19 protein-coding genes are annotated in these 16,179 nt (G+C 40.1%); 11 read left to right on the top strand and 8 right to left on the bottom strand.

What is annotated here, in order from left to right; all coding sequences use genetic code 11:
- Positions 1-10: 10 nt before the first annotated feature.
- The 4 genes from FZC76_RS14750 to FZC76_RS14735 form a co-directional block, all read right to left on the bottom strand.
- Complete coding sequence (locus FZC76_RS14750; protein WP_148989052.1) at positions 11-1,195, bottom strand: MFS transporter; 1,185 nt, start codon at positions 1,193-1,195, stop codon at positions 11-13.
- Positions 1,196-1,288: 93 nt separating this feature from the next.
- The gene (gene gvpU, locus FZC76_RS14745; RefSeq protein ID WP_148988922.1) at positions 1,289-1,702 is read right to left on the bottom strand and encodes a gas vesicle accessory protein GvpU; all 414 of its coding nucleotides are present in this window, start codon (positions 1,700-1,702) and stop codon (positions 1,289-1,291) included.
- 487 nt (positions 1,703-2,189) lie between these two features.
- A complete protein-coding gene (locus FZC76_RS14740; RefSeq protein ID WP_148988921.1) occupies positions 2,190-2,819 on the bottom strand; it encodes a LysE family transporter in 630 nt (209 codons plus the stop codon).
- A gap of 97 nt (positions 2,820-2,916) precedes the next feature.
- Positions 2,917-3,165 carry a hypothetical protein gene (locus tag FZC76_RS14735; protein WP_148988920.1) on the bottom strand — a complete coding sequence of 83 codons (249 nt, stop codon included), beginning with the start codon at positions 3,163-3,165 and terminating at the stop codon, positions 2,917-2,919.
- Between the two features lie 136 nt (positions 3,166-3,301).
- Between FZC76_RS14735 and FZC76_RS14730 the strand changes: the two genes are divergently transcribed.
- Both FZC76_RS14730 and FZC76_RS14725 read left to right on the top strand, forming a co-directional pair.
- Positions 3,302-4,156 (top strand): dimethylarginine dimethylaminohydrolase family protein, encoded by an 855-nt coding sequence (locus FZC76_RS14730; RefSeq protein ID WP_148988919.1) that lies wholly within the window; start codon positions 3,302-3,304, stop codon positions 4,154-4,156.
- A gap of 152 nt (positions 4,157-4,308) precedes the next feature.
- Positions 4,309-4,683 (top strand): hypothetical protein, encoded by a 375-nt coding sequence (locus FZC76_RS14725; protein ID WP_148988918.1) that lies wholly within the window; start codon positions 4,309-4,311, stop codon positions 4,681-4,683.
- Between the two features lie 128 nt (positions 4,684-4,811).
- Here the strand turns inward: FZC76_RS14725 and FZC76_RS14720 are convergent, their stop codons facing one another.
- Complete coding sequence (locus FZC76_RS14720; RefSeq protein WP_148988917.1) at positions 4,812-5,369, bottom strand: nitroreductase family protein; 558 nt, start codon at positions 5,367-5,369, stop codon at positions 4,812-4,814.
- Between the two features lie 323 nt (positions 5,370-5,692).
- Between FZC76_RS14720 and FZC76_RS14715 the strand changes: the two genes are divergently transcribed.
- From FZC76_RS14715 to FZC76_RS14695, 5 genes are all read left to right on the top strand, one after another.
- Entirely contained in the window at positions 5,693-7,588 is a 1,896-nt protein-coding gene (locus FZC76_RS14715; protein ID WP_148988916.1) for an alkaline phosphatase D family protein, read from the top strand.
- A gap of 13 nt (positions 7,589-7,601) precedes the next feature.
- On the top strand, positions 7,602-7,802 hold the full coding sequence (gene tatA / locus FZC76_RS14710; protein ID WP_060664122.1) for a twin-arginine translocase TatA/TatE family subunit: 201 nt from the start codon (positions 7,602-7,604) through the stop codon (positions 7,800-7,802).
- A 69-nt stretch (positions 7,803-7,871) separates the two neighbouring features.
- Positions 7,872-8,600, top strand: coding sequence for a twin-arginine translocase subunit TatC (gene tatC / locus FZC76_RS14705; protein ID WP_262372622.1), 729 nt, complete (start codon positions 7,872-7,874; stop codon positions 8,598-8,600).
- A gap of 141 nt (positions 8,601-8,741) precedes the next feature.
- Entirely contained in the window at positions 8,742-9,278 is a 537-nt protein-coding gene (locus FZC76_RS14700) for a histidine phosphatase family protein (RefSeq protein ID WP_148988915.1), read from the top strand.
- Positions 9,279-9,300: 22 nt separating this feature from the next.
- Entirely contained in the window at positions 9,301-9,486 is a 186-nt protein-coding gene (locus FZC76_RS14695; protein WP_148988914.1) for a hypothetical protein, read from the top strand.
- 275 nt (positions 9,487-9,761) lie between these two features.
- Here the strand turns inward: FZC76_RS14695 and FZC76_RS14690 are convergent, their stop codons facing one another.
- The 3 genes from FZC76_RS14690 to nagE all read right to left on the bottom strand — a co-directional run bounded on the left by FZC76_RS14690 (position 9,762) and on the right by nagE (position 12,407).
- Positions 9,762-10,004, bottom strand: a complete 243-nt coding sequence (locus tag FZC76_RS14690) for a hypothetical protein (RefSeq protein ID WP_148988913.1) — start codon at positions 10,002-10,004, stop codon at positions 9,762-9,764.
- Positions 10,005-10,068: 64 nt separating this feature from the next.
- Entirely contained in the window at positions 10,069-10,701 is a 633-nt protein-coding gene (locus FZC76_RS14685; protein ID WP_148988912.1) for an HNH endonuclease family protein, read from the bottom strand.
- 350 nt (positions 10,702-11,051) lie between these two features.
- Entirely contained in the window at positions 11,052-12,407 is a 1,356-nt protein-coding gene (nagE, locus tag FZC76_RS14680; RefSeq protein WP_148988911.1) for an N-acetylglucosamine-specific PTS transporter subunit IIBC, read from the bottom strand.
- 204 nt (positions 12,408-12,611) lie between these two features.
- Here nagE and nagA point away from each other — a divergent pair, with 204 nt between their 5' ends.
- The 4 genes from nagA to FZC76_RS14660 are packed head-to-tail and all read left to right on the top strand — an operon-like array spanning position 12,612 to position 16,049.
- Positions 12,612-13,802 carry an N-acetylglucosamine-6-phosphate deacetylase gene (nagA, locus tag FZC76_RS14675; RefSeq protein ID WP_148988910.1) on the top strand — a complete coding sequence of 397 codons (1,191 nt, stop codon included), beginning with the start codon at positions 12,612-12,614 and terminating at the stop codon, positions 13,800-13,802.
- A 6-nt stretch (positions 13,803-13,808) separates the two neighbouring features.
- Positions 13,809-14,546: a glucosamine-6-phosphate deaminase gene (nagB, locus tag FZC76_RS14670; RefSeq protein ID WP_148988909.1), complete on the top strand. Its 738-nt coding sequence runs from the start codon at positions 13,809-13,811 to the stop codon at positions 14,544-14,546.
- A gap of 23 nt (positions 14,547-14,569) precedes the next feature.
- Complete coding sequence (locus tag FZC76_RS14665; RefSeq protein ID WP_148988908.1) at positions 14,570-15,298, top strand: GntR family transcriptional regulator; 729 nt, start codon at positions 14,570-14,572, stop codon at positions 15,296-15,298.
- Between the two features lie 16 nt (positions 15,299-15,314).
- Positions 15,315-16,049 (top strand): sugar isomerase domain-containing protein, encoded by a 735-nt coding sequence (locus FZC76_RS14660; RefSeq protein ID WP_148988907.1) that lies wholly within the window; start codon positions 15,315-15,317, stop codon positions 16,047-16,049.
- Positions 16,050-16,179 lie beyond the last annotated feature (130 nt).

The following is a 16,179-nucleotide window of genomic DNA, read 5'->3' as shown; positions in this document are numbered from 1 at the left end:
TTTTAACCAGCTACCAAAGCGTGCTTTTCTTTGGTTTTACATTTTGGATGAAAATAAAAACAAGTACGCCGATAATAACTGCCATAGCACTGGATATATAAAGACTTGTGAGAAGGTGGTTCTTCATGATCACAGACATAATTGGCGGACCTGCAGCTACCCCGATGAATCGAGAGGAACTATAGAGGGAGGAGATTGTCCCCTTTTCTTCCTTTTCAACATTTTCAGTAATTATTGCATCAAGGGTGGGCAGCATCGCTCCAATGCTAATGCCAATAAAGCTGGATATAGTCAGCAATAAGAATATTTTTTCATTCAAATAGCCTACAAAAACGATGGATATGGCGATAACGCCAAGTGTGATCATTAGAATTTTTCTCATCAATTCAATATTTCCCTTGATTACTTTTCCGGTTATATAGGAGGAGGCGCACAGGGTGAACAAAGGGACCGCTAAATATAATCCCTTTTTTACACCGTGCAGGTCATGCGTTTTTTCAAGAATGTCGGATAAATAAAATAATAGGGCAAAGAGAATCAGCATCGCGTAGACGCCTATCAAGAAGGTGGTATAAAGCCATTTCCCTTCTTTTTGGAAAATTTTCTTTGTGTTTTGAATAAAAATATTTAGAGCCAGTGGCTTGTCTTTTTTCGTAGGTACTTTGATGAAAACAAGAACCATTAGAATAGAAATTAAACTAAAAAAAGATATCGAAAAGAAAGGAAGGTACCAAAGGACAGCTGCCAGAAGCGAACCTAATATAGGACTAAGAACCTTCCCAAATGTATTGGATGTTTCAATGATTCCCAAACAAGAACTGGTTTTTTCATCGTCATCCTGATACAAGTCCCCAACAAGCGGCAAAATGATCGGTGTTGCCCCAGCTGCACCAACACCCTGTATAATTCGTCCGATGATTATCCATGTGAAGGGATCATCTATTTTCCAGGAAGCAAACCCAGAAATTAACCCTCCGATTAGTGCCAGCAGTAGGCTTGGCAAAATGATCATTTTCCTGCCGAACCGGTCAGATAGATAGCCAGCAATAGGTATTAAGAAAATTGATGCAACAGAATATGAAGTGATGATCATACTGGATTGAAAGGAGGAGATGTCCAATTTTTTTTCGAGCAATGGCAAAACAGGAATAAGCATGGAATTGCCCAGTGTCATAATAAGAGGGATGGAAGCCATGCTTATTATGCACCAAGCACTGACTTGTCCGATTTTCTTGTTTGTCACCTCTACCCCTCCGTCGTCATGTCTACGATTAATAAGTTCAATTGCTTAAAGCTTAAAAGAAAACCCGTCAATAGAATCAATTCTTCCACGCCACCAAGTGTGGCTTTTGAAAGGAGATTGCGCATTCGCAGAAATATACACAGCATCTTTCAAATGAATAAACGTAGCAATCATATCCTGCTTTTTCTTTTCCTCTTCCTCTTGCCGCTCACTGATATAGGCTTCTTTAAGATCAGTGAATTTTTTATGTAGAACGCGCGACAGGGTACTATTTTCTACACCATCTGCAGATTGAATGATTCCTTCGTAATAAGTATGGGGGCCAACAAGCGTTCCCGCTACAACTGCCCCATTAATGTTCAACGTGATTCCTATCTCCACACCATCTTTGTCTGTAATATCCAGCAGCATTTGCATCACAGCATCATCGGTAGATACGTTTTCCTCTTTTTTCGCCAAGTTAACCCCTCACTTTTTGTTTCTTTATCCGTTTTGTCACGCACACATAGTTAGTATAGGTAAAGAAGGAGAGGTTATTCTGGAAGTTTGTGCAAGTGGAGGTGAAAAAGGGAGGGGAAGATTATGTATCATGCAATAAATGCGATCTATACGCCCGAAGTGCCTGGTGAAACAGGTGAAAGGTCAAATAGAAGGGCTCTATACGCCCGAAGTGCCTGGTGAAACAGGTGAAGGGTCAAATAGAAGGGCTCTATACGCCCGAAGTGCCTGGTGAAACAGATGAAAGGTCAAATAGAAAGGCTCTATACGCCCGAAGTGCACGGTGAAACAGATGAAAGGTCAAATAGAAGGGCTCTATACGCCCGAAGTGCCTGGTGAAACAGGTGAAAGGTCAAATAGAAGGGCTCTACATGCCCGAAGTGCCACGCAAAACAAATTAAAGGTCGAATAGAAGTCCTCCCCCAACCGCTCGTCATACCACCTGTTCCTATAAAAACAGCAACCTAAATGCCTCCACACCAAAATAAACCCCAAAACCAATCATCGACAAGGAAGATATAATCGAAATCACCACAAGGAAATTAGTATGCAAAAGATTCCTAGCAATACTGGAGATCGTAGCCATAAACACATCCCATAATAAAATTCCGAAAATGATGGCCCCACTGTAAACAGCTATCTGATTAACGGAAAATGAGGAAGCGGTTTTTGCTAAAACCGAGCCATAAATACCAAGCCAAAATAGAATGGTAAGCGGGTTGGAAATGGAAAGAAGGAAACCGGAAGTCCACGATCGAAGCAGTGTAGTCTTGCCTCTTGGTCCATCCACAAAGCTTGATTTTCCACTCTTCCACAAACTTTCTACCCCTGTATAAGTAAGCACGAAAAAGCCAAAAAGCCAGAGAAAGGCTTTCATCATTGGCTGTTCTATGAAATGAATCATTCCCATATAAACGAGCAACATATAGCAAATGTCAGCGACGAGTGCGCCAACCCCAAAAATCCAAGCGTGTCCAAATCCTAGACGCAATCCTTTATCCAACTGTGCAGCATTGACCGGTCCAATCGGTGCTGCCAGTGACACACCTAAGAATATGTAAGTTAAAATGGAATTCATCTTTTAGCCCTCCCCATCATCTCCTTACATTTCTATTCACCGGGGAAGGGTTGTACCACATTTTTCATCTAAAAAAGGGCCCATCAAGGAGCCCGCGTTAATCGTTCCTTATAGCATTCACAGCTGCTTGTGTCTCTTTCAATCGTCTCAACATATCTTTGGCATGCTGCTCTTCAGAAGTGGGAGAAGGATGTTTGGGAGCATCCTTTAAAGCTTGCTCCACTCGTTCAATTGCCTGATGTGAATACCCGATATTATCCGAGTTACTTTCCAATTGTGAAGCATAAACAGCCTTATCTGCTTCTTCTAGAGTTCTTTTTAAGCTTTCTTCTTTATGTTGGTCCATGTCATTTCTCCTTACAAATAAAATTGTACAGTTATTCTATGTCATTAACCCGAAAAATAAAATCGTTCTCCTTGCCAATTAAAAATCCTTTTACTAGGTAACAATAAAAACATTATTTTGTGATGGGGGTATTTGTATGTCTTTATTTTCTAAAAGTCCGTTACGGCCGCATGCAAGTAGTGAGTATGACGTGTTGCATAAGGTGATCTTGTGCAAACCAGAGTTTATGACCATTCGGGAAGTCATTAATGAAACGCAGAAAAAATTTAAAAATGAAGGCATTCATATTGAAATTGCGATGGCACAGCATAAGAAATTCGTTGAAACATTGGAGGACCATGGAGTGGAAGTGATCCTCTTGCCTGCAATGAAAATGTTCCCGGAGCAAGTATTCACAAGAGATATTGGTTTCACCCTTGGTAACATCTTATTTGTTGCAGAAATGGCCAATAAAATTAGACAAGGGGAAGAAGATGTCCTAAAAAGCATGTTGGAACAACAAGAAATTTCTTATTTGAATTTAAAGGGCGACATGATTGAAGGCGGAGATGTCATCATCAATGGCGAAACAGTGTATGTGGGTTTGAGCAACCGAACCAACGAGGATGCAATTGAACATCTTCAAAGCATCCTGCCACATTATGAAGTAGTAAAGGTGCCTTTCAAAGAAAAATACTTACACCTGGATTGTGTGTTCAACATCATTTCACCAAATGAAGCCCTTTACTATCCAGAAGCTTTTACACAGAAAGAGATAGACATTCTCTCGGCCCAGTTTGAATTAATCGAAGTAACAGAAGACGAACAGTTCACCCTTGGAACAAACGTACTCAGCATTGGCAATAAGAAAATTTTCAGCCTGCCAGTTAATCCAAATGTAAACGAAGAGCTCAGAAAACGCGGATTTGAAGTGATTGAAGTTGATATTATTGAAATCATTAAATCAGGGGGATCCTTTCGTTGTTGCACGTTGCCCATACTTCGTGGGTAGAGGGGGAGCTGGTGTTGCAGGGACAGGCACCTTGGCCCACTTTTAATAGTAGCTCTCTTCGACACCTTTAGCCCAAAAAGGAAAATGTATTTTTGGTATCATACGTGATAGTTATCCTCCTATCCACTATAATGAAAGGAGGAGGTGATAAGATGGAAAAGCAAATTCTTGAGCTGCTTATCGGTCTGGATACAGAAGTTAAAGGTATGAGAGGGGATGTAAATGATTTAAAATCAGAAACAACCAGCATAAGGTCAGAGATGACAGGCATGAAAACCGAAATGGGAAGCATGAAAACCGAAATGGGAAGCATGAAAACCGAAATGGGAAGCATGAAAACTGAAATGGATAACATGAAGACGGAAATGCACGAACGTTTCAATACTGTTGAAGCAAAACTCGACGGTATTGGCGGGCAGTTTGAATTAACTAATGAACTTAGAATGAACGATTTTGATTTCATTGACAATAAGGTAAACAGACTTGAAAAAGAGATCTTCATCATGAAAAGTAAAAGTAACAGGTAGGGTGGCTCCTGCAAAACTCCTATATTTTCCTCTAAGTGTTTTCTTCCACCTTGAATACCTCAGGAAAAAAACTTACTCAAATGGAAAAGACGCTTCCCTCTCAGTAGGGAAGCGTCTTTTCCATTGTCCTATTCATTCTTAAACGCTGTCAATTTACTTTCTGCGGATTTTCGCTCACGTCTTGGTGGCACTTGCTCGAAATATCCCATATGCAAGAATCCAACAATTTTTTCACCAGGCTGTACATCTAAAATCGAATGAACCTTTGGGTCATAGATATGAGGATTAGTTTTCCAGACAACGCCAAGTTTTTTCTCCCAGGCAAGCAGCTGGAAGTTCTGAATAAGCGAGCTGACCGCCCCGAAGTTCTCCTCCCATTGCTTTTGTCTCGGGTCTTCTTCCATCACGATGATTAGGAAGGCAGCGGGTTGACTGAAGTAATTCCTTCTGTTTTCCTGCATCTCTGGTGGGAAGGTCTTCACCAGCTTCTCTACAAATCCCTGCTTTTCACTTGAGGACACAAAAATAAACCTCCAAGGCTCTCGTAGTCCATGGTTAGGTGCCCAGACTGCATCGTCCAGTAATTCTAGTACGGTTTCCTGTGTTACTTCTTTGTCTGTGTATCCAGCTTTTATAGAACGTCGCTCGCGAATGGTTTGAGCTAAAGTTGATTTGTTCGTTTCCATGACATCGTCCCCTTTATTATTCTTGAAGTTAGTATATATGAGTGTGATTATCATTCTCAATTATATTATAGTCCATATTTTCTATTAATTCTATAACTATGTCGTGGGGATAAAAGGTGTGTAGTCAAAAAATAAGGTTCGTTGTTTCTAAGTAATAAGGAAATAATTAACACTTTACCAAATAAACGGGTCGCGGTGCCTGTCCCTCTAACCCATCCACCCCTGTAATATTCTTTTAATTCTCCTGTAACAGATAATTCAAACCAGGTTTACTTTTACCCTTTAGTCTGGTAACGAATCCAACTAAGAAGGAGGAAACAGCATTGAAGAATGGCAGAAGGGAATTTGAAGCATACGATTCGTCTAAGAGAACTTTTTTGAAGTATTTTTTAGCAGGTTCAGCAGTGGTGGCACTGGAAACGACAGGGATTAGCAAATTGACTTCCTTCGTCTCCAATAAGGCTCTAGCAGCAGAAGGTGTAACGCCGTATAAAGGACTTCAAACTGTCGGGGAAGGATTTCCTCAATCCGTTGCTTCAGGTGACCCAACATCTAGTGGGATGATGTTGTGGACAAGAGTGGATCCTTCCATAGAGGATGGGCTTTCAACAGAAGAAATTACTAGCAATATCATCTACTATTTAGAAAATACAACTGCCACCAATGATGAGTCTCTGGCAGAGGCAATTGAACAAGGGAAATTTGTCATGTTTGAGGTAAGTACCACAAAGGATTTTTCTAATGTAGCGCTCAATGGTTTCTCTCCTATCTGGAAGGATCACGACAATGTGGTTCGTATCGATCTGGATGGGCAACTAAAACCAAATCAAACATACTACTACCGCTTTATTACAAAAAAAGGATATGTAAGTAAGACAGGAGCATGTAGGACACTTCCTGTAGATAATAGTCAGGTTGCCTCTGCAAAAATTGGCTATGTTTCTTGCCAAGATTACACGAATGGATATTTTAATGCACTTGGTTATATGGCAGAAGAGGAAATGTTGTTCTTTTTGCATCTAGGAGATTACATCTATGAATCTGTTGGTGATGCGGCCTACCAAGGTAATTTGAAAGATAGACAAATTAAGCTTCCGAGTGGACAGGCGAAAGCTTTTACTAAAGAGGACTATCGCAAGCTTTATCAGACGTATCGTGGAGATAAAGACTTACAAAAATTGCATGAGCGTCACGGCATGGTGGCTACTTGGGATGATCATGAGTTTGCCAATGACACATATTATCCAGCGGTAGCACCGGACGATAACCCCGAGTCCGACCCGGCGAGAAGACTTATTGCCAATCAAGTCTGGTTTGAATACATGCCTGCGCGTGTTCCTTATGACGGAACGAAGTCTTTTGAAGAGTCTATTAAAATATATCGGACCGTTACAATTGGTAACCTTGCAACGATTCTCTTAACAGATGAGCGTCTTTATCGAGATGCACACCCATGTGGCCAAGGGACATTAGATCGCTACATTTCGGGTGGGTGTGAAGGCATTAACAATTCTGACCGATCGATGCTCGGAAACTCCCAGCGCGAATGGTTCTTAAATGAATTAAAAAATGCCGGCGGAACATGGAAAATTTGGGGAAATGAAGTGCAAATTACCCAACTGAAATTATTAAATCGTTACATGAATTTAGATGCATGGGATGGGTTTGCTTATGAAAGAGATGTTATTGCACAAACAGTCATGAACAATAAAATTAATAACTTTATAGCTCTCACAGGGGACTTTCATACTTATGAAGCCTCTTACCTTCAATATAAATATGACAAAACGAGCGAGAAATACGGTGTAGAGTTAATGGTAGGTTCTGTTACGTCAAGTAATTTAAGAGAAACGCTCCGTAATGCATTAAACCAAGCACCGGATACGTCGGGACCAATTCCAATTGAAGCTGCCTCAGAACTTATCGATATCGTAAAAGGCCGATTAAGCGGTGCAGCAACAATTACAGCTGAACTACTATTTAAAGAAATTCAACAAATAGTCAAAGCCGAGAATCCTTGGATTGAGCTGTTTGACAGTACAACACATGGGTATGCATTGCTAGAATTGACTAACACGAAAGCTACTTGGACTGCTTATTCTGTTGATAACATTGAAACACCGAACGCTTCCAAATCCCTGTTATGGCAATGTGAAGTACCAAACGGCGAAGTGAAAATCAATGTGACACAAGGACAAGGACTAATTAACCAATCTTAAGGAGGACGATATCATGTTACAAAATATAGGTATCCCTGGTCTAATTATTATACTAGTCATTACCTTGCTTATTTTCGGACCGACCAAGCTTCCTGAGATCGGGCGTTCATTTGGCGTCACCCTTCGTGAATTTAAAAAGGGGACAAAGGATTTAATGAAAGATGACAACGAATCAGTAGACGCAGACAAAAAGGTAGAAGAGAAGGCATTGTAAATAAATGAGTGGGCTATCTCTTTCAGTAGATAGCCCTCTTTTTTTAAAACAGACAAAGGAGGATGTTTGGTGGAACAGACTTTTTTTCTCACACATATGGCAGAATTAAGAAAAAGGCTGCTTATGATCCTTTTTATATACGTTTCTATCTTTCTGGTTAGCTTTTTCCAAGTGGGTAAAGTTTACAAATGGATCATGAAGGGGGCGGAAGTAGAATTAACGGTGCTCGGTCCATCTGAAATAATTTGGGTTTATTTTATGCTTGCCAGTATCTGCGCATTAGCGGCGGTCATTCCATTTGCGGCATATCAGTTATGGGTTTTCATTAAACCAGCTCTTAAACCTGACGAACGAAAGTCAACCGCCCTCTTTATACCTGTATTATTTCTCTTGTTTGTGGCAGGCTTATCTTTTGGCTATTTTGTTGTGTTCCCAAAGGTCTTCAGTTTCATAGTGGCTCTATCAGAAGGTATGTTCCAAACCATGTTCACAGCGGAAAAATACTTTCGATTTTTGTTCCAGATTACCATTCCCTTAGGACTCATATTTGAAATGCCGGCCATTGTCTGGTTTTTAACAAAGCTCGGCATCTTGACGCCAATGATGATGACAAAATATCGTAAATACGTGTACCTGGCAATGGTAATTCTCTCCGCCATGATAACACCGCCAGACTTACTATCCCAAGTGTTTGTTCTTATTCCTTTAGTACTTCTATACGAATCTAGTATTTTGTTATGTGGTTGGGTGTTTGAATCGAAGGGACAGGTACATCGATCCGAAAAAACAATCAGTTAGTATGTTGTGGGGTGAAAAATAAGAGGGGCGATTCGTTTACTTCTTGGACAAGGAAGCAAAGAATCGTCTTTTTTTATGAAGAATGAAACAAATTTCCGTTCCGTTCGTAATGATATATAGCAGAAGAAAGGGGACCAATCTATGTCAAAAACCATCTACATAATCAGGCATTGCGAAGCCAAAGGGCAACCACCAGAATCACCCCTTACAGAAAAGGGATTTAAGCAAGCGCAAGAGCTAGCAAGTTATTTCTCCAACACGCCAATAGACCGCATCATTTCTAGCCCCTTTTTACGCGCTATCCAAACTATTGAACCGCTTGGTAAAGAAAGAGACATAAAAATAGAAAAAGATGATCGTTTAGCAGAACGCATACTTAGTTCAGTCGATTTACCTGACTGGCTCGAAAAGTTGGAAGCAACCTATGAAGATTTAGACCTGAAACTCGAAGGCGGCGAATCAAGTAGAGAGGCAATGGACAGGATTGTTCAAGTGGTAGAAGAAGCTAATGAAACGGAAGCGGAAAACATCATAATTGTGACGCACGGTAATATCATGTCCCTGCTAATTAGAAATTACCAACCTAGCTTTGGATTTGCAGACTGGAAGAACCTTGGTAATCCTGCTGTGTATAGGCTGAGTTGGGTTGAGGGGACAGGCACGGTGGCCCGGAAATAGTGTGTAGGAAGGTTGTTGTAAATTGGATGTTATGATGTTGGGCTTTACTATTGCTTTCTTCTTTATTGGTGTTGTGGTACTCTCCTTTTTAAAAAGTAACCTACCAGGGATGAAAGAAAACGCACAGGTATGGTTTGTTATTGGGACGACTGTTTGGGGGATAGTGACTATTTTTCTTGTTATTTGGTGGTTTAATGTAAGGTTTTGAAGTATTTATGGAGGCAGTTCCCATTGACCATATAGTGATAGTCCTCTAAAATACTTCCACCTCCCAATTTATTCAATAAACACTCCCAATTAGTCAATAAAATGCCCGAAGTATACGATAAACCATTAAAAGTATTCAATAAATGAAATTGATGACAATCCATATATTGTAAGAATATTTAGCTCGAAAACTTATTATTTCCCAAAAAGAGATATCTTTTCAAGTCAACATCGTCAAAATTATTGAAAGGAGTATGGGGCGGTGTGGTGGCCGCCTTAACTACGCTCCAACACCTTCACAAGCATCTCATGAACCACTGAATGGTCCCGCGAATCATGCAGGCGATAATCTTCTCCGGGCAACGTGTACCACTCTGCGGCATCTACATAAGTGATTTCGAGCGAAAGAACTCCATCTTCATCACAAGTAGTTCGCAGTTCAAGTTCGCCGCTGATGACACCAACCTCGGTTGTCATGACTCCGTGTGATGCAGTAAAAATAGAAGATAGCTTTTCCATAGGTAGATCTCCTCTCTTAAATAGTGAGGCTGCAAAGTACTTACCTGCAGCCTCCATAGATTTTTTAGTAAGAACAGCTGTTAAGCATCGTTTGCAATGCTGATTTTTCTGATGACTGAAGACTCAAGTCCCAGCGGTATTTTGTATTAATCCACCATTTTGCATATGCGCAGCGAGCTCCGGTACGAGGTGGTTGCCATGTGGACGGATCCTGGTCCCCTTTGGAACGATTAACGCTTGCTGTTACGGCAATTAGCTGTGGTCCATTAAGATCATTTGCAAAAGCACGTCGCTGGTCGGTTGTCCAGCTATTAGCGCCTGAACGCCAAGCCTCGGCCAACGGAACAACGTGATCAATATCAATGTCAGATGGAGAGTACACAATAACGCCATCAAAATAACTATACCATTTTCCAGAGGAGACAGGACAGTTACCGCTGTAATAGTCGGCATCTCGTTGAAGGACGATTTGGCGAGTATCGCAGCCATTTCCTTGGCTGCTCCAATGCGGGAAATGATCCCGTGAGGAGCCTGACATGGAGCCTTCCGATTTAACAGTCAACGAGTTTAATTGCGTTTGAGCTTGAGACTTGGACGGTGTTCCAGGGGGAAGCGCCGAGACAGATTGCGGATCAAGCTGTAAAGCAGTGAACGACAGAATAAAGGCAAAAACAACCAACATGGACTTCTTCAGCATAGAAATGCCTCCTACTATAAAATTTTTTATATTAAATACTCGTGGATGGACGAGAATCTAATAGACTATGTATCTACCAGAAATAATAATAATATAAAAAAGTGTCCTGATAAGTTAAAATATTGTAAATGTTAAGAAAAGGTACTGTTCTCCTGCTCCTTTGGAACCATAAGGTGGGGACAAGCGATGAAGGGACAGGTCCGTTGACCCGGAATGTGGGGAAATGTGTAGGCTGTAACCATTTTGCTCTCAAATAGTAGAGTTGTAAATATCGCGAACAGATGGCACATCTTTTTACTAAACATCATTTCAAATCTGAATAGAAAAAAACCAGCCATATTAGACTGGTTCTATTCTTTCATTTTATCCCCGACAAATTGGACATCGGTTCCAACAATTATTTGTAGATTTGTTTGATTTACTTTTATGACCCCTTTGGCACCATGTTGCTTTAATGAATTTTCCTGCACTTTACTCATATCCCTGATTGTCAATCTGAGTCTGGTCGTACAGTAGTCAACAGCAGCAATATTTTCCCTACCACCTATATCATCAATAAATTTACGAGCCATTACAGAATATTTATCTTCACCTGTTCCTTTTTCTTCTATAATATCCTCTTCATCTTCCCGACCTGGTGTTTTTAAATTAAAGGTCCTAATAAGAAAATAGAAAACAAAGAAATATACTGCACCATATGCTAAACCGATGATTAAGAGTAAAAACGGCTGCTGTGCTATGCCCCAATTCAGGAAAAAGTCGATGGCACCGGCAGAGAATCCGAAACCATGCTTTATATCCAATAAGTAAACAATAACCATGGAACTTGCTGTTAATAATGCGTGTATGACGTATAAAAACGGAGCCAGGAACATGAAAGTAAACTCAATCGGCTCTGTAATACCAGTTAAAAATGATGTAAAGGCGATACCAATCAGCATTCCTGATACAGCTTTACGGCGGTGTTTTTTTGCTGTTGCAACCATCGCTAACGCTGCAGCAGGTAAACCGAACATCATGACAGGGAAGAAACCGGCCATAAAGATACCAGCTGTCGGGTCACCTGCAAAAAATCGATTTAAATCCCCAGTCGCACCATTATATTCTCCAAATACAAACCATACTAAACTATTGAGTACATGGTGCAATCCTATCGGAATGAGTAGGCGGTTCAAGAATCCGAAGATACCAACACCGACTGCTCCTGCATCTATGATCCATTGGCCGATGTTGTTAATAAATTCTTGAATCGGTGCCCAAATGACTCCAAATATTCCAGCTAAGATTACCATCACAGTAGCAGTAATGATAGGGACAAATCGTCTACCTGCGAAAAAACCAAGCCAATCAGGCATTTTTATATCATGGAACCTGTTGTAAAGCAATCCTGCTATAACCCCAGATATTATCCCGCCTAGTACGGCCATATCAATATCTTCATTGATTGCTTGGGTGCCACTTACTAATACCAAGTATCCTATAGCAGCAGCCAAGGCCGCAGATCCATTATTATCTTTGGCGAAACCAATCGCTATCCCAATAGCAAAAATAAGCGCAAGATTAGCAAATACTGCGTTCCCTGCGTTTGCAATAAATTCAATACCCAATAAGTCCTCTTGTCCAATTCTTAATAATATTGCTGCAGCAGGAAGCACAGCAATCGGCAACATTAGTGATTTCCCGATTCTTTGTAAAAAACCAATCATTTTTATCAATACTCCTTTATATTATGAAAGTGCTTGCAACGAAGTAATACTAGCACAACTTTCGTATAGTTGTCTATACCAATAAAATTGGAAATGTCTTATACTTACGAGGAAACACATTGAACAAAATAGTAATAAGTGGTATATACAACTATACATTATTCTGTTAGACTTAACATATAATAATCGTGAAAGGAGACTTCTATGAGTACTATCTTAAATAGTTATGCCCTGCTTTCTGTCAATCTAATAAAAGAGAATACAATTCAACAAAATGGATTTATCAAAGTTAAAGAAGGAAAAATTTTTGAAATCGGAGCCATGGATCAATACCAAAACACTGAAAATTTTCAAGAAATTCGTCTTTCCTCCGATCTGTTTGCTTCCCCAGGATTCATAGACATCCATATACACGGTTTAAACGGATCTGACACAATGGATGCTTCTGAAGAATCCTTGAAAACAATGTGTGCAACACTGCCCAAGGAAGGTACAACTAGCTTTTTAGCTACAACAATTACCCAAGAGCGATCTGATATTGAAGCAGCCTTACGCACAGTAAATAACTATTTAAAAAAAGATAAGAATCAATTAATAGGCAGCGAATTACTTGGAATACATTTGGAGGGTCCATTTATATCCCCAAAACGCGCTGGCGCTCAGCCATTGGAACATATTGTGAAGCCAGATATCCAACTTTTTGAAAGCTGGCAGACGGAGTCCGGAAACCATATTAAAGTGGTTACCATGGCACCAGAGCAGCCAAACGGTATAGAATTTGTCCATCATTTAACGGAAAATAAGATTATCACTTCCATTGGACACTCAGATGCTGTTTATCATGAGATGCTCGACGCTATGGAGGCAGGTGCAGAGCACGTTACGCATTTTTACAACGGTATGAGAGGTAGCCATCATCGCGAACCAGGTGTGGTGGGTGCAGGCCTTGCTCATGAGGAGCTTTTGATTGAAATGATAGCTGACGGTATTCACGTTCACCCTGCTGTCGTAAAAGCAACCTATCTGGCAAAGGGACCAGATAGAATTCTGTTAATAACGGATTCCATGAGAGCAAAGTGGCTTGAGGATGGAGAATATGAATTGGGTGGACAAAAAGTCGCAGTGGCAAACAATACTGCACTACTTGAAAATGGCACACTTGCGGGTAGTGTTCTAAAAATGAATGAAGGCTTGAGAAATATGAAAAAATTCTCAGGTTGTACATTAGAGGAAGCCGTTCGGATGGCTTCAACCAACCCTGCTAAAAGGCTCAATGTTTGGGAAAGAAAAGGAAGTATCGAAGTTGGGAAAGATGCTGATATCGTAATCATGAATCAAAATTTTGAAGTGAAGATGACCTTTTGCAATGGTCAATTAGTTTATAAAGGAGAGTAGGACCTAATGGATATTATCACCGCTATTACCTATGACGACCTAAGTCAAGTAGCTGCAGAAATCATTATTAAAAAAGTTAAAAAGAACCCAAACCTTGTAATAGGAATGGCAACAGGAAGCACACCAACAAAACTCTACGAATATTTGATAAAAGACTACAAGGAGAACGGTACCTCCTATGAAGGTATAACTACCTTTAATTTAGATGAATATGTTGGTTTAGATAAAAATGATGCGAACAGTTATTATGAATATATGAATAAAAACTTATTCAAACATATCAACATTAATAGAGAAAATACTCATATTCCGAACGGAAAAGCAGAAGATCTTGAAAAAGAGTGCAGAGATTATGAACGGAAACTCCATAGCAAAGGTCCTGTCGATATCCAGATTTTAGGTTTGGGGGAAAATGGGCATATAGGTTTCAATGAACCTGGAACCCGTTTTGACAGCAAAACTCATGTTGTGAAACTTACAGAATCGACTAGAAAAGCGAATGCGCGTTTTTTTGAAACAATGGATAATGTTCCACATCACGCTATCACAATGGGGATAGATTCCATTATGAATGCGAAAGAAATACTGCTATTAGTTTCTGGAAAGAACAAGGCAAAAGCTTATGACCAACTGATAAATGGCAGCGTATCAGACTCCTTTCCTGCATCTATCCTAAGAAAGCATCCATGTGTTAAAATTATTGCAGACAATACGGTTCGTCAAAACTCTAGTATCATTGCTTGAAAGAAAGGAGATAAACAGGGCAAATGATTGATAAAAGTTCTCCCATACCATTTTATTACCAGCTAGAATCTTTCATTAAGGACCAAATTAACTCAGGTACTTTAGTTCCTGGAGAAACTATACCTTCAGAGAGAGAATATGCCAAAGCTTATGGAATAAGCAGAATGACCGTCAGGCAAGCCATTAATTCACTGGTAACCGAGGGGCTTCTCTATCGTAAAAAGGGAAGCGGCACTTTTGTAGCAAATAAAAAAATTGAACAGCCACTTCAAGGGTTGACCTCTTTTACAGAGGATATGAAAAAACGGGGGATGAACCCCACAAGTGAATTGATTCATTTTGAAATAGTGCCAGCCTCCATTCATATAGCTGATGAACTTCATATTAAGGAACATGCACCTGTATATGAGATAAAAAGGATACGTTTGGCTGATGGTGAACCGATGGCACTTGAGACAAATTACCTCTCTGCCAATTTAGTAAAAGGTCTAACGGAAGAAGTAGCAAACACTTCCCTTTATGCTTATATCGAAGAAAAGCTGAACCTTGAAATTGCCCATGCAGATCAGATGATTGAATCCATACAAGCTTCCAGTGAAGATGCCAAACTTTTGAAAATTAATAAAGATCATCCAATGTTATACATTAAACGAAATACTTTTCTACAAGATGGGACTCCTCTGGAACTAGTAAAATCCCACTATAGGGGTGACAGATACAAATTCTACATCAAAATGAAGAGATTCGAATAGTTAAAGGAGAGATATCATGGATACAAGTTATTTATCAGCTGTTCAACAGCTCCTGACAAAAGTGGAGGAAAAAAACAGTATGGAAATGGAGCAGTCATCCTCTCTCCTTGCTGACTGCTTTGGAAATGAAGGTATTCTACATGTTTTTGGATGCGGCCACTCCCACATGATTGCCGAAGAAGTATTTTATAGGGCAGGTGGAATTGTCCCAATCAGACCATTATTGGTGGAAGATCTCATGCTGCATAAGGGAGCGCTCCGGTCCTCTGACTTAGAGAAAGACCCCTTGTTCGCAAAAACCTTTCTACCCTCCCAACCATTCCAACCCAATGACGTTTTATTGGTTGTCTCCACATCTGGAAGAAATCCTGTTCCGATAGATGTTGCACAGTATGGGAAAAAGATGGGAATGAAAGTTATGACAATATCGTCCCATGCCTACCACACCCTTCCATCTCGTCACTCTACGGATTTACATTTAGCGGCTGCAGCTGATATTGCACTTGATAATCTTATACCTGTAGGAGACGCCTTAATAACATTACATAATCATCATTCAACAAATAGTTTAGGCCCAGGGTCCACAATCATAAATGCAGCTATCCTGAATCAAATAATTGTAAATGCCGTTCAACTTCTTATTAAAAAAGGGATGAAGATTCCGATATTTAAAAGCGGGAATGTTGACGGTTCTGAGGAGCACAATAACGAATTGATAAATAAGTATGGCAAGAGAATTGAACTCTTTTAATAGTAGTATTGCCTGCCTCTTCAGGTGCATAGAAAAAGAGCCTGCTGTCATGCGAGGCCACTGAAAAAGTCTATTATTTTTTAAGTTGTTTAGACTCCGCTGTTGATTTCCGCAAATGGCTTCGCTTTCC

The sequence above is a fragment of the Sutcliffiella horikoshii genome, assembly GCF_008180725.1.
Classification (GTDB): Bacteria; Bacillota; Bacilli; order Bacillales; family Bacillaceae_I; genus Sutcliffiella_A; species Sutcliffiella_A horikoshii_B.
The sequence above is the reverse complement of the archived record's forward strand: the minus strand, read 5'-3'. Positions and strand labels throughout refer to the sequence as shown.